The sequence below is a fragment of the Klebsiella sp. JN_Kp126 genome (assembly GCF_033843325.1).
Classification (GTDB): domain Bacteria; phylum Pseudomonadota; class Gammaproteobacteria; order Enterobacterales; family Enterobacteriaceae; genus Klebsiella; species Klebsiella michiganensis.
This window is the reverse complement of record NZ_JAWXQV010000041.1, coordinates 163,195-176,817: the sequence shown is the minus strand read 5'-3', so window position 1 is coordinate 176,817 and position 13,623 is coordinate 163,195. Positions and strand designations below refer to the sequence as shown.

Below are 13,623 nucleotides of genomic sequence, written 5' to 3'. Positions count from 1 at the left end.
ATTGTCCGTCTTTACAAAACTCACCCTTATTCTACGGCCATCAATCGTCGATATTCATCCCATGCATACAAGTCGGTCATTCCGCTGATATAGTCCTGAATGAGACGACAGCGATAATAATATTCCATCACTGGAAACTCCGGATTATTGCGCGAAATCTTATTTACGGCTTCTATGTAAGCTAACCGATGACGAGTTGAAAGTTTCTGAAAAAGACGTGATGCAATCGGTAAACTTCGCACCCGCTCTTTTTCCACCAGCAAACTAAACTCATCCAGCGATAATTTTAACAGCGGCTGGTATATATCTAACAGACCGCTGATCACGCGGTAGCCCTGCAGCTCCAGCTGCTCGACATCAGGATGGCTAAACACATGTTTTACCGCAACATTTTTGTATAGTTCAAGCAGCTGACTGCAATCGCTATCGTCCTCAAGCAGCGCATGGTTAAAGTCACCGCTAAAAATCTTCGCCAGGTTATCAATAAACCGCCGCGCCGCGTACGGTACCAGTCTATTGAGCGTATTAACCCGTAAATACATAAAAAACTGATCTTCAGTACTCCGGCTCAGAGAATTCGCACGCGATTTCTCCCAGGCGTTTTCGACAACCTGATTAAACAAGGAGCCTTTTTCGTGAACGCCCCAGGCTTCATAGAGATGCTGATAAAGCTGCTCTACGCTGAAGATGCGTTTTTCTACCGCATCTTCAAGGTCGGCGACGCAATATGAGATATCATCCGCGGCTTCCATAATCCACGTTAATGGGAAGCGATTGTAAGGAGCCAGATCCAGTTCTTTACGCAACCTCGCAACATAGCCCTCTTCGGCTAAATAATAACCAGGTTTTTTCATTAAATAATTGTGGCTAGCCGGCGGTTCCCCGCGCCACCATGCCGGACGCGTATATTTTAGAATACAGCCCACCTGCGCCCAGGTGAGATTCATGCGCATCAGCGTATGCACTAAGCGAATACCCTGCGCATTGCCTTCAAACCAGCATAAGTCCTGGCGAACCTTACGCCGCAGCTCATTCAGCTGGCTATCGCCTTCCTGCAGGCGCAGCGCCGCGACCACGCAGCGATCGTCGGTTAACGGCTGGCTGGCCGCATCGCCGGGGAAGAGCCGCTGGCTGAACCAATCATTAATTGCCGCCTCGCCAAAATGGCCAAATGGCGGATTGCCGATATCGTGCATCAGGCAGGCCATTTCAACAATGCTCTCGAACGGCCCGGTAAGCTCATCCAGCCCGTAGCTTTCCAGCAGCTTCTGCTCTTTCAGACGACTCAGCACCTCTTTGGCGATGTAGCGGCCCACCTGCTGAACTTCCAGAGAGTGGGTCAGCCGCGTACGCACCGCGGCATTGCGCTCCAGCGGGAAAACCTGGGTTTTTTGCTGCAGCCGGCGGATTGCCGGCGAGTTGATGATGCGTCCGCGATCGCTTTCGAAAATTCGCAGGATTTCACGCTCCGTCTCAACGCCCTGCGGTGAACGGTAGCGGCGACGCCAGTTAATCTTGTTGCGAAAATCGATCTTAGCCATGATCTCCCCCGAGCGAGCAATAACGTTTCCTTCTAAGCGCATGATAGACTATGCCGCTAAAACCCACACATCGCGAGTAAATCTATGAAAATCGGTATTATTGGCGCAATGGAAGAAGAAGTTACCCTTCTGCGCGACAAAATCGACAACCGCCAGACCATCACTATCGGCGGCAGCGAAATCTACACCGGCCAGCTGCAGGGCGTTGATGTCGCTTTGTTGAAATCGGGCATTGGCAAAGTCGCCGCCGCCATGGGCGCCACTCTGCTGATGGAGCACTGCAAGCCGGATGTGATTATTAACACCGGTTCTGCGGGCGGCCTCGCGTCGACCCTGAAGGTTGGCGATATCGTTGTCTCCGACGAAACGCGCTATCACGACGCGGACGTCACCGCGTTTGGCTATGAGTATGGCCAGCTGCCGGGCTGCCCTGCCGGTTTCAAAGCCGATGATAAGCTGATTGCCGCCGCAGAGACCTGCATCAGCGCGCTGAATCTTAATGCGGTTCGCGGACTCATTGTCAGCGGCGATGCATTCATCAACGGTTCCATTGGTCTCGCCAAAATCCGCCACAACTTCCCGCAGGCCGTCGCGGTAGAAATGGAAGCCACCGCCATCGCGCACGTCTGCCACAACTATGGCGTACCGTTTGTTGTCGTTCGCGCGATCTCCGATGTTGCCGATCAGCAGTCGCATCTGAGCTTCGACGAGTTTCTCGCCGTTGCCGCGAAGCAATCCACCCTGATGGTGGAAAACCTGGTGCAGCACCTGGCTCGTGGCTAAGTCGCTCAACGCGGCGCTTGCCGTCCTGATGCTGCTTGCCCCGGCGTGGCTTTTCGCCGCGCCGCGGGTGATTACGCTCTCTCCCGCCAATACTGAACTGGCGTTTGCCGCCGGTATTACGCCGGTTGGCGTCAGCAGCTATTCCGATTATCCCCCGGAAGCCGCAAAGATAGAGCAGGTCTCCAGCTGGCAGGGGATGAATCTGGAACGCATCGTCGCCCTTAAGCCCGACCTGGTGCTGGCGTGGCGCGGCGGTAACGCTGAACGCCAGGTGAATCAGCTAAGCTCGCTCGGGATAAAAGTCATCTGGGTCGAAACATCGACTATCGAAGAGATTATCGCAACGCTTCGCCAGCTGGCGCAGTGGAGCCCGCAGCCGGAAAAGGCGCGGCAGGCGGCGCAGAAAATGCAGGACGCCTACCAGGCCTTAAAAACCCGCTACGCGAGCGGGCCGAAAAAACGCGTTTTTTTACAGTTCGGCGCCAACCCTCTCTTTACCACCAGCAAAGGCTCGATTCAGGATCAGGTTCTGACGCTGTGTGGGGGAGAAAACATTTTTGCCGCCAGCCGGGTTCCCTGGCCGCAGGTGAGCCGTGAACAGGTGCTGGCAAGGCAGCCGCAGGCCATTGTCATCGCCGGCGACCCCAGTCAACTTCCCGCCGTTGAGCGCTATTGGCAGAATCAGCTAAAAATTTCTTTTATTGCGCTACATGGCGACTGGTTTGAACGCGCGAGCCCACGTATTATTCTCGCCGCAAAACAACTCTGTACTGCGCTCGAGCAGATAAAATAATCACCTGCTAACCCAGGTGCAAAAAGGCTATCCCACCAGGCGCAATTGTTGCAGCCAGTTTGGACACGGGCAGCGCTGAACACCCGGAGCGTACACGCGGTACGTGAGGGCGGTGAGCACTGCCCGGGGCCAAACTGGCAAATAAAATAACCTAATGGGATAGACTCTAAGTGGGAACTGACGATGCTTGTCTATTGGCTGGATATTATTGGCACCGCCGTGTTTGCCATCTCCGGCGTTCTGCTGGCTGGAAAGCTGCGCATGGACCCTTTCGGCGTGCTGGTATTAGGCGTGGTGACCGCGGTGGGCGGTGGCACCATTCGCGATATGGCCCTTGCTAACGGCCCGGTATTTTGGGTTAAAGACCCTACCGATCTGGTGGTGGCGATGGTCACCAGCATGTTCACTATCCTGCTGGTACGCCAGCCGCGCCGGTTACCGAAATGGGTGCTGCCGGTGCTGGACGCCGTCGGTCTGGCGGTATTTGTCGGTATTGGCGTCAACAAAGCCTTTCTTGCCCATAGCGGACCGCTGGTGGCCGTCTGCATGGGGGTCGTCACCGGCGTCGGCGGGGGGATCATCCGCGACGTGCTGGCGCGTGAAATCCCGATGATTCTGCGTACGGAAATCTACGCGACGGCCTGCATCGTTGGCGGCATCGTGCATGCGACGGCGTACTACACCTTTCAGGTTCCGTTAGAAAACGCGGCGATGATAGGTATGGTGGTCACGCTGGTCATCAGGCTGGCGGCCATCCGCTGGCACCTGAAGCTGCCAACGTTCGCGCTTGATGAGAATGGACGGTAATAAAAGCAAAACGGTAACCTTAACGTTACCGTTTTTAGCGTTTGCTCCCTCTCGCTGTATGAGAGGGCTGGGGAGAAGAGGCTCCCGGACGCACTATCTTTAGACGCTGAACGAGGAGCCGCAGCCGCAGGTGCTTTTCGCATTCGGGTTGGTCACGATAAAACGCGAGCCTTCCAGACCTTCGGTATAATCGACGGCGCCGCCGACCAGATACTGCAGGCTCATTGGGTCAACCACCAGGCCGACGCCCTGCTTCTCGATAGTCATATCGCCTTCGTTAACCTGATCGTCGAAGGTAAAGCCGTACTGGAAACCGCTGCAGCCACCACCGGTGATGTACACGCGCAGTTTCAGGTTCGGATTGTCTTCATCCGCAATCAGGTCTTTTACTTTAATCGCCGCGGCTTCGGTAAACTCCAGCGGCAACGCTACGTCATCACTCATTTTATGCTCCCATTGATACTTCTGACCGGTTAAAGAATAACCCGACCTTTTGAGCCATTATCCAATACCCGAGTAAATCGTTCAAGTATTCTCCCCGCCGACCGGCTGCGCCTTTGCTTCCTGTTCCGCCTTTTGTTTTGCCAGGGTGCGCTGCAGAATAGTCGAGTATAAAGGCTTACCGCCGAGGAATTGTGCCAATAGTGTTGCGCCGAGACAGGTAATAATCATTGGCAAAATGAGCTGATAGTTATCGGTCATCTCCAGCACCAGCACGATGCCGGTCAACGGCGCGCGAACCGAGGCGGCTAGCAGCGCCCCCATCCCGGCGATGGCAAAGGTGCCGGCATCCAGATGATAGGCCGGAAACAGCGGCGTCGCCGCCATGCCAAACGCCGTGCCCAGCAGCGTCCCCAGCGCCAGCATCGGCGCAAAGATACCGCCGGGCGCGCCGGAAGAGAAGCAAAGCAGCGTGGTAATCACCCGCGCGATAAAAATAAACAGCAGCAGGCCGACGGAAAAATTGCCCGCCGCGGCGATGGGAATCAGGTTAAACCCGCCGCCGGACGCCGCCGGCTGAATCAGACCCAGCACGCCGCAGCTTCCGCCGATCAGGCCGCCAATCAGCACCCATTTTTTAATGTTGCCGCCGTGGAGCCGCTGAAACATATCCTGGGTGCGCAGCACCAGCGTATTAAACAGCGGGCCAACACAGCCAAAAATCATCCCGAGGATCAAATACAGCCACAGGGTGTTGACCGGCGCATTGCTGAGCTTACCGACCTCGATAACCGCTTTATCGCCGTTGAAGATACGGAAAACGATGGTGGCCATAATGACGCCGGTAAACACGGCTTTAATGGAGATCAGGTTGTAGCGAAACTGCGGGCGCATCTCTTCAATAATAAACAGAATCCCAGCCAGCGGCGCGTTAAAGGCGGCGGAGAGCCCCGCCGCGGCGCCGGTCGCCAGCAGCGTATGGCGCGCTTCCGGACTGCGCATGCGAAAAACGTCCACCACCATGCGCCCAAGATTGCCCCCAAGCTGCACCATCGGCCCTTCGCGCCCCAGCACCATGCCCGCACCCAGCGTCCCCATGCCGCCGATAAACTTCACCGGCAGTACGCGCCACCAGCGAACGGGACGCAGCTCCTCCAGCGCGCCTTCAATTTCCGGGATCCCGGAGCCGCCTGCTTCCGGCGCAAAACGACGGACGAGAAAATAGCCCACCATCGCCAGCAAAGCGGAGAGGATAAAGGCCAGCGGCCAGACCAGAAACCAGTGGTCCGCCACCTCTACCAGCGCGCCTATGCGCAGGTTCTGCACCCAGTTGACGCTTTTTTCAAACGCGACGCCGATCAGCCCCGCCAGCGTGCCGACAACGGCCGCCATTAATAACACCGCCAGCGGCGTTTTATCACGCTGAATCAACCGACGCACGGCATCGCTGCGGCGAACGCGTACGAACTGATGTGCTGAAGAAGAGGGGTTTTCTGCTTTCATGCCATTATCAATAATAAGTAATACAAATAGAAAGAAGGTCATTCTAGCCAACCGGACAGACTCCGTCGTCAAAAAAATGCGCCGTGACCCCATTGTTTCAATTGGGCAAAACTTTCATAACCTTCCTGGAATAACTTAGAATAGTCGACAAAACATTTTTCACGAACCAGGACCCTGGCAATGAGCAAATCTGAAAATCTGTATAACGCTGCGCGTGAACTTATTCCCGGCGGCGTGAACTCTCCGGTACGTGCGTTCACCGGCGTCGGCGGTACGCCGCTGTTTATCGAGCGCGCCGACGGCGCTTACCTTTACGACGTTGATGGTAAAGCGTATATCGATTATGTCGGCTCCTGGGGCCCAATGGTGCTGGGTCATAACCATCCGGCCATCCGCAACGCGGTCATTGAAGCCGCCGAACGCGGCCTGAGCTTTGGCGCGCCGACGGAGATGGAAGTTAAAATGGCGGCGCTGGTCACCGAGCTGGTCCCGACCATGGATATGGTCCGCATGGTGAACTCCGGTACCGAAGCCACCATGAGCGCCATTCGCCTGGCCCGCGGCTTCACTGGCCGTGACAAAATTATCAAGTTCGAAGGCTGCTACCACGGCCACGCCGACTGCCTGCTGGTAAAAGCCGGCTCAGGCGCGCTGACGCTCGGCCAGCCGAACTCGCCGGGCGTGCCGGCGGATTTCGCCAAACACACCCTGACTTGCACCTATAACGATCTGTCATCGGTTCGCGCCGCGTTCGAACAGTATCCGCAGGATATCGCCTGCATCATCGTTGAGCCGGTAGCCGGTAATATGAACTGCATCCCGCCGCAGCCGGAGTTTCTGCCGGGCCTGCGCGCGCTGTGCGACGAGTTCGGCGCGCTGCTGATTATTGATGAAGTCATGACCGGCTTCCGCGTGGCGCTGGCCGGCGCGCAGGATTACTACGGCGTTGTGCCGGATCTGACCTGCCTTGGCAAAATCATCGGCGGCGGTATGCCGGTTGGCGCATTCGGCGGTCGTCGTGAGGTGATGGATGCCCTGGCGCCGACCGGCCCGGTTTACCAGGCAGGCACCCTCTCCGGCAACCCCATCGCGATGGCGGCAGGTTTCGCTTGCCTGAGCGAAGTGGCGCAGCCCGGCGTGCACGAGACGCTAACCGAGCTCACTAACCAGCTGGCCCAGGGCCTGCTGGACGCCGCGCGCGATGCCGATATTCCGCTGGTGGTGAATAACGTCGGCGGCATGTTCGGCATTTTCTTTACCGACGCGCCAACCGTGACCTGCTACCAGGACGTGGTCAAATGCGATGTCGAGCGGTTTAAACGCTTCTTCCACCTGATGCTGGAAGAGGGCGTCTACCTGGCGCCGTCGGCGTTTGAAGCGGGCTTTATGTCCATCGCCCATAGCGAAGAAGATATCGACAACACCGTCGCCGCCGCGCGTAACGCCTTCGCGAAGCTGTAACTCTGATTGCCGGGGCTGAGCAGCCCCGGTAATACCTCTCCGACGTGCTGTACTCTTTGAAAATCAATAAGCGGTTTATAACATCGCGACGCCCGCCGGGCATCGCGATGGTGAAACGCTACCGGCTCTGCTTTCTCAACAGATAGATAAAGTACGGCGCGCCGATAAACGTCGACAGCAATCCTGCCGGGATTTGGTACGGGAACATCAGCATCCGGCCGCACCAGTCGGCGAACACCAGCAGCACTCCGCCAATCAGGCCGGAGATCGCCATATGCGGCATCGTACGCCGGAATCCCATCATACGCGCAATATGCGGCGCCATTAACCCCACGAAGCTGAGCGGGCCAATCGTTAGGGTTGCGGCCGCGGTCAGACATGCCGCCAGCAGCAGCAGCCCGATACGTGACGGCGTCAGCGCAATCCCGACCGCCCTCGCCGCCTCGCCGCCCAGCGGCAGAATCGTCAACCAGCGTCGGCAAAGCGGCGTCAGCGCCAGCAGAATAAGCATCACCGCGCCGCTGCGCATCACGAGCTCCGGCGTGGCGCTGTAGGTTGAGCCGGAAATCCACGTCAGGATCTGCGCCATTCGCGGATCGCCGCTGGCCTGCAGCATCATCAGCAGCATGGTAAACGCCGTGCTCAGCGCCATCCCCGCCAGCAGCATGCGATGCGGCGAGAACCCGCCGCGTCCGGCGGCAATCAGAATGACCAGCAGCGTCGCCGCCGCGCCGAGGCTACCGGCGGGCAGCAGCCAGCCAAAGGCATTTCCCGGCACGAAGAACAGCATCATCACCACGCCAAACGCCGCGCCCGAGCTGATCCCAAGCACTTCCGGACTGGCCATCGGATTACCGGTCAAGCGCTGGATAATGCAGCCCGCCACCGCCAGCATCACGCCAGCGAACAGCGCCGCCAGAATGCGCGGCCAGCGCCAGGGCATTAGCTCATCCAGTAGCGTACCGCTGGCCCAGTGCCAGCCCTGCGCGTCGCGGCCGAAAGCCAGCGCCGCGACGATGGCCAGCAGCAGAATCGCCAGCCCGCCCAGCGCGAACCACAGCACATGTTGCCGTTCAGCCAGCACGCTATCGCCACCGTTCATCACCGGCGCGCTAATGCTGCGCAGGCGCGGCAGCAGCCATAGCAGCAGCGGCGCGCCAATCAGCGCGGTCACCGAACCGGTGGAGATCTCCATCCACACCCGGGCCAGCCAGAGGATAACCTGATCGGAGAGCCACAGCAGCAGCGCGCCAATCAGGGCCGCCAGCAGCAGGCGCGAGAGGAGGCGACGCGCGCCCAGCATCTTCGCCAGCAGCGGCGCGAACAGGCCGATAAAGCCAATAATCCCCACCGCATTCACCAACAGGGCGCTAATGATAATCGCCATGGTCAACGCCCCCAGCCGCGCCAGCGAGAGCGCCAGTCCGAGGTTGCGCGCCACGCCGTCGTCCAGCCCCATCAGGGTCAGCGGACGCAGCAGCAGTAGCGTTAAAATCGCTCCGCCCAGCAGCTGCGGCCACAGCCGCTGCACCACGCTCCAGTCGGTCTGCGTCAGGGTACCGGTACTCCACAGAAACATACTTTGCAGCCGATCGTGATGGAAAATAGCCATTAGTTGATTAAGCGCGCCGCAGTACAGGCTCACCACCAGCCCTGCCAGAATCAACGTCACCGGCGAGAGGCGTTTGCCCCACGACACGCCAAACACCAGCGCGCCGACAATGCACGCCCCGGCCAGCGCGGCGAACTGCGACGCCAGCACGCCAGGGATCGCCCACAGCGTGGTGACCGTCATGCCCAGCTGCGCCCCGGTCGCCACGCCGAGCGTCGTCGGCTCCGCCAGCGGGTTACGTAGCACCTGCTGGAACAGCACGCCCACCAGCCCCAGCCCGGCGCCGACCAGCAGCGATATCGCCAGCCGCGGCAGCAGGCTGTAGTGGAACAGCATCTGAGCGATATTATCGATATTCGGCTGCCAAAGCGCCTGCCCCCATTCGCTTCGCGGCAGCGCCACGTTGAGGTTGAACAGCGTCAGCGCAGCAGCGACGAGAAGGAGCGTCAACAGCAGTGATGTCGCCAAAGGCGAAATTCGCGATCTCATGCCGGGCCTCCCTGAGCGTCGGCCAGCACGCGGGCAAAATGCATCGCCGATAGCGTCGCGCCATAGAACCACACCGCCGGGACGCGCTGAAAACGCCCTGCGCGAACAAACGGCATCGCTCGCCACAGCGGCGTCGCCATAAGCTGCGCCATCTCCCGCGCATTGCCGTGGTCGAAGCAGATAACGTCGGCGTCTCTGTAGGCCGCCAGCCGGTCAATACCGACGGTGACGCTGCCCCAGAAGGTGGTTTCGCCCTGCCAGGCATTTTTGATGGCAAAGCGGTCGAGCACCTCCTGGAACAGGCAGTTTTGCGCAAAAACCAGCACGTGACGGCTATCAAGCAGAGTAATCATCAGCAGCGGACGATCGCCGCGGCGGGCAAAGCGCGGTCGCAGGCTCTCCATCAGCGCGTCAAATTCCGCCAGATGGCGCTTCGCCTCCCGCTGCCTGCCGATCAGATCAGCCATTTCGCCAAGCGACTGCTGAGCCATCATCAGCGGGCGCTTGCCGTCGCTGAAGGTGAATCCTCGTCCGGGCGCTATACGCGCCAGCTTTTCCGCCGACGGGCCGTATCCCGCCGACCAGACCAGAAACGACGGCTTCATCTGCGTCAGCAGCTCCAGATTGGGCTCGGTACGCAGCCCGACGTCAATCACCGAATCAGGCAGCGCCGGTTCATTGACCCACAGCCGGTAGTTAGGGATATCGGCAACGCCGTAGGGCGTAACGCCCAGCGCCAGCAGCAGCTCTACCGGCAGCCATTCGAGCGCGACAATACGCTGCGGATCCACTTCCGCCGCCCGCGCGCCGCGCATCTGCCACAGCAGCGGAGACAGCGCCATTGCGGTCAGCAGGCGCCGCCGCGTGATAAATGTGAGGTTTTCCATCAATAGACAAAACTTACCGGCGCTGCGCCAGCCGGATGCGGCAGGATCCCCATCGGGATGCCGTAAATTTGTTCCAGGGTTTCGCTGCGCATCAGCTCCGCGGGCGTTCCCTGAGCGATCATCTCACCGCCGCGCAGCGCAACCAGATAGTCGCAGTAGCGCGCCGCCATATTGATATCATGCAGTACGGCGATCACCGTCAGCCCGCGCTGCTGGCTGAGGCGATGGACCAGCGCCAGCACATCCACCTGGTGGGCGATATCCAGCGCCGAGGTCGGTTCATCGAGCAGCAGGCAGCGGCTATCCTGAGCCACCAGCATGGCAATCCACGCGCGCTGGCGTTCACCGCCGGAGAGGCTGTCCACCAGCCGGTGGGCCAGCGGTTTTAGCCCGACCAGCGCAATCGCCTCTTCCACTTTCTCCCGATCCGCCGCGCCAAAACGCCCCAGCGCTCCGTGCCACGGATAGCGGCCGATCGCCACCAGCTCCCGCACCGTCATGCCTTCCGCCGGCGGCAGCTGCTGCGGCAGATAAGCCACTTTGCGGGCAAAGGCTTTACTGCCCCAGCTGTCGAGCGGCTGACCGTCGAGCAAAACCTCCCCGTCCGAGGGCGCCTGATGGCGGCCAAGCATTTTCAGCAGCGTCGATTTGCCGGAGCCGTTATGGCCAATCAGGCCCGTGACTTTTCCCGCCGGGAAGGTTAACGACAGAGGATGCAGCAGCGTTCTGCCGGGCACGCGGAAGGTCACGCGGTCCAGTGAAAACGTCGTATCGGAGTGCGGAGTGATTTCCTGCATAACGGAACCTGGTCAGAGGCGCGGCGAACCGCGCCCGTTAAGTGGTTAGAAACGGAAAGTCGCGGTCGCCACAACCTGGCGCTCAGCGCCCCAGAAGCAGCCATAAGTATTAAAGCAGCTTGCCACGTACTCTCGGTCAAACAAGTTGTTCACGTGAAGCGCCACGTTAGAACCCGCCATACCCACGCGGGCCAGGTCATAACGGACTAATGCATCAACAACCGTGTAACTACCCACCTTAAAGGAGTTCGCTGGATCACCATAGCTGGAGCCAGTGAAACGTGCGCCAGTACCCAATGTCAGTCCAGACAGCGGGCCGTTAAATAAGGTGTAGTCCCCCCACAGTGATGCCATATGTTTTGGCACCTGTGCCGGCGTGTTACCTTTGTAGGTGGTATCCGTAGTGTATTGCGCATCGGTATAGGTATAAGAACCGACAACGTTGACGCTAGCGGAAAGCGCAGCTTTGGCTTCAATCTCCACGCCGCGCGAACGAATTTCACCACCTTCAACCGAGAAGAACGAACCTGCAGGATCGGCCATCAGGTTATTGGTTTTGGTCAACTGATAGAGGGCACCGGTAATCACAATAGGACGATCGTTGGGTACGTATTTCACACCAGCTTCGTACTGTTTACCTTTAGACGGAGCAAAAACATTACCGCTTGCGCCAGTCTGCGAGGCTGGCTCAAACGATTCGCTATAGCTGAAATAAGGCGTTATACCATTATCGAACAGGTAGTTAACACCACCGCGCCAGGTAAATTGTTTATCATTTCTGGAACTCTGCGTCGCGGTAACACGGTTCAACGAATCCTGTTTCGCCCAGTCGTAACGACCACCCAGAGTAACCAGCACTTTATCCCACTGCGCCTGGTCCTGTACGTAAAGACCAGTCTGTTTCTGTTTATTCAGCACTTGATAAGCACCTGATGGCCCTGGGTGCGAACCAAAATCAAAATCGCTGCGATCGAGATTATAGATATCGGATGGCGTCACTGAACCCGCATAGCCAAACCAGGAATCGATATCGTTACGCATCCGCATGAAATCAACGCCAGTCAGCAGGATATGATCTACTGAGCCGGTCGCGAACTTGCTTTGCAACTGGGTATCGACAGAGAAATTCTGTAATTTTTCATTATCAATTACGTACTGTCGGGTCAGCGTATGGCCCCATTGTGACTGGGGAACACTGGCGCAAGGGCTGGTGGCTGGGTTGCTCGAATAAAGTGGGTCAGAACACATCCCATAGCCGTAGACACTGTTCTGCGAAACTTTATTTTGCGCGTAACGCAGGTTCTGGCGCACGGTAAAGGTATCGTTGAATTCGTGGTCAAAGCTATAGCCAACCATTTTCTCATTACGTGAGTAAGTGTTGTTGTTGGCGCCTTCATTGAAGTCGGTTGGGAGACGATTACCGTTCGGTAACGGTGACACCGTTCCCTCTTTCGGCAACCAGCCGTAGTAACCAGTCTCCGGTTCATTCTGAAAATAGGAGAGGAACGTAAAGTTGGTTTTGTCATCCGGGCGCCAGCTAAAAGCGGGTGCAATCGCGTAACGTTGCTCCTCAGCGCCTTTCTGCTGTGCATTGGCAGAGCGTGCCAGACCAGTCAGGCGATAAGAATAAACGCCGTCCTCGTCAATCGCATCGCTGAAGTCAAAACCGGTCTGCCATAGATTATCGGTGCCCATTTTAAACTGGACTTCTTTTAGCGGCTCCGTTGTAGGACGTTTGCTGACCATATTCAGCAAACCACCCGGGCTGCTCTTTCCGTAAAGTACGGAAATCGGACCGCGCATAACTTCCGCACGCTCCAGCATATAGGGATCAATCACCGCATCATTATAGAAGTTACCCTGCATTTTCAGGCCATTCAGAAAGTTATTCTGGCTTTGGCCATCAGCAGCGAAACCGCGGATGATCAGATAGTCATAAGTATTAGAGGCACCACGCGTTCCCACGGCAACGCCAGGCGTATAGCTCAGTGCTTCTTTAACGGACTTCGGTTGATGTAGCGCCATCTCCTCGGCGGTCACCACGGAAATAGACTGCGGCACCTTTTGAATAGGAGTATCTGTTTTGGTACCGGTGGCCGATTGTCGCGCCGCGATGGTCGCTGCCGGTCCCCAGGCGCTCTCCTGCGGGGCCGGAGCGGCGGTGACGGTAATGGTTTCTTCTTTCGGTTCAACTGCCGCCTGTGCATAAACAGACATGCCGCTAACCGCCGTGGCTACTACAACTGCGATTTTACGCAGCGAGTGATTTGGCTGAGCAGTTTTAAGACGCGCCATGGGTATATCTCTAATAGAAGTGAATGATAACGTAAACGAGAATTATTATTATAACGGGTGACATAATAGGCGAAACGCGCGCGGCAAGGCAAGAAATATGCCCCCTGTGAGCGATCAAAGGATGAATAAATAACCAGACGGTAAGTGTGGGGTTAAACGGCTGTTAATTAAATGACAGAGATAAAAAGGCCCCCTACTACCGGGGTAGTAGAGG

11 protein-coding genes are annotated in these 13,623 nt (G+C 57.7%); 4 read left to right on the top strand and 7 right to left on the bottom strand.

Going from position 1 to position 13,623, the window contains the following annotated elements; translation table 11 throughout:
* Positions 1–26: 26 nt before the first annotated feature.
* Positions 27–1,541 carry a dGTPase gene (gene dgt / locus SIK97_RS02780; protein ID WP_046877770.1) on the bottom strand — a complete coding sequence of 505 codons (1,515 nt, stop codon included), beginning with the start codon at positions 1,539–1,541 and terminating at the stop codon, positions 27–29.
* Between the two features lie 84 nt (positions 1,542–1,625).
* Here dgt and mtnN point away from each other — a divergent pair, with 84 nt between their 5' ends.
* The 3 genes from mtnN (at position 1,626) to SIK97_RS02765 (ending at position 3,924) form a co-directional block, all read left to right on the top strand.
* Positions 1,626–2,324: a 5'-methylthioadenosine/S-adenosylhomocysteine nucleosidase gene (gene mtnN / locus SIK97_RS02775; protein WP_014227993.1), complete on the top strand. Its 699-nt coding sequence runs from the start codon at positions 1,626–1,628 to the stop codon at positions 2,322–2,324.
* Positions 2,317–3,117, top strand: a complete 801-nt coding sequence (btuF, locus tag SIK97_RS02770; RefSeq protein WP_014227992.1) for a vitamin B12 ABC transporter substrate-binding protein BtuF — start codon at positions 2,317–2,319, stop codon at positions 3,115–3,117. Before mtnN ends, btuF begins: the two co-directional genes overlap by 8 nt.
* Before the next feature lie 183 nt (positions 3,118–3,300).
* Complete coding sequence (locus tag SIK97_RS02765; protein WP_009654554.1) at positions 3,301–3,924, top strand: TRIC cation channel family protein; 624 nt, start codon at positions 3,301–3,303, stop codon at positions 3,922–3,924.
* A gap of 99 nt (positions 3,925–4,023) precedes the next feature.
* Here the strand turns inward: SIK97_RS02765 and erpA are convergent, their stop codons facing one another.
* Both erpA and clcA read right to left on the bottom strand, forming a co-directional pair.
* Positions 4,024–4,368 (bottom strand): iron-sulfur cluster insertion protein ErpA, encoded by a 345-nt coding sequence (gene erpA, locus SIK97_RS02760; RefSeq protein ID WP_004098733.1) that lies wholly within the window; start codon positions 4,366–4,368, stop codon positions 4,024–4,026.
* A gap of 81 nt (positions 4,369–4,449) precedes the next feature.
* Positions 4,450–5,868 (bottom strand): H(+)/Cl(-) exchange transporter ClcA, encoded by a 1,419-nt coding sequence (gene clcA, locus SIK97_RS02755; RefSeq protein WP_032694441.1) that lies wholly within the window; start codon positions 5,866–5,868, stop codon positions 4,450–4,452.
* 180 nt (positions 5,869–6,048) lie between these two features.
* On the opposite strand from clcA, the gene hemL reads away from it, so the two are divergent.
* Positions 6,049–7,329 carry a glutamate-1-semialdehyde 2,1-aminomutase gene (gene hemL, locus SIK97_RS02750; protein ID WP_057173047.1) on the top strand — a complete coding sequence of 427 codons (1,281 nt, stop codon included), beginning with the start codon at positions 6,049–6,051 and terminating at the stop codon, positions 7,327–7,329.
* Positions 7,330–7,447: 118 nt separating this feature from the next.
* Here hemL and fhuB read toward each other — a convergent pair whose 3' ends face one another.
* Genes fhuB through fhuA form a run of 4 tightly spaced genes read right to left on the bottom strand, consistent with a single transcriptional unit; the run spans position 7,448 to position 13,409 of the window.
* Positions 7,448–9,430: a Fe(3+)-hydroxamate ABC transporter permease FhuB gene (fhuB, locus tag SIK97_RS02745; protein ID WP_057173048.1), complete on the bottom strand. Its 1,983-nt coding sequence runs from the start codon at positions 9,428–9,430 to the stop codon at positions 7,448–7,450.
* Positions 9,427–10,317: a Fe(3+)-hydroxamate ABC transporter substrate-binding protein FhuD gene (gene fhuD / locus SIK97_RS02740; protein WP_014227987.1), complete on the bottom strand. Its 891-nt coding sequence runs from the start codon at positions 10,315–10,317 to the stop codon at positions 9,427–9,429. The genes fhuB and fhuD overlap by 4 nt, the downstream gene beginning before the upstream one ends.
* On the bottom strand, positions 10,317–11,114 hold the full coding sequence (gene fhuC, locus SIK97_RS02735) for a Fe3+-hydroxamate ABC transporter ATP-binding protein FhuC (RefSeq protein WP_004098728.1): 798 nt from the start codon (positions 11,112–11,114) through the stop codon (positions 10,317–10,319). The genes fhuD and fhuC overlap by 1 nt, the downstream gene beginning before the upstream one ends.
* A 45-nt stretch (positions 11,115–11,159) precedes the next feature.
* Positions 11,160–13,409 carry a ferrichrome porin FhuA gene (gene fhuA / locus SIK97_RS02730; RefSeq protein WP_032694389.1) on the bottom strand — a complete coding sequence of 750 codons (2,250 nt, stop codon included), beginning with the start codon at positions 13,407–13,409 and terminating at the stop codon, positions 11,160–11,162.
* Positions 13,410–13,623 lie beyond the last annotated feature (214 nt).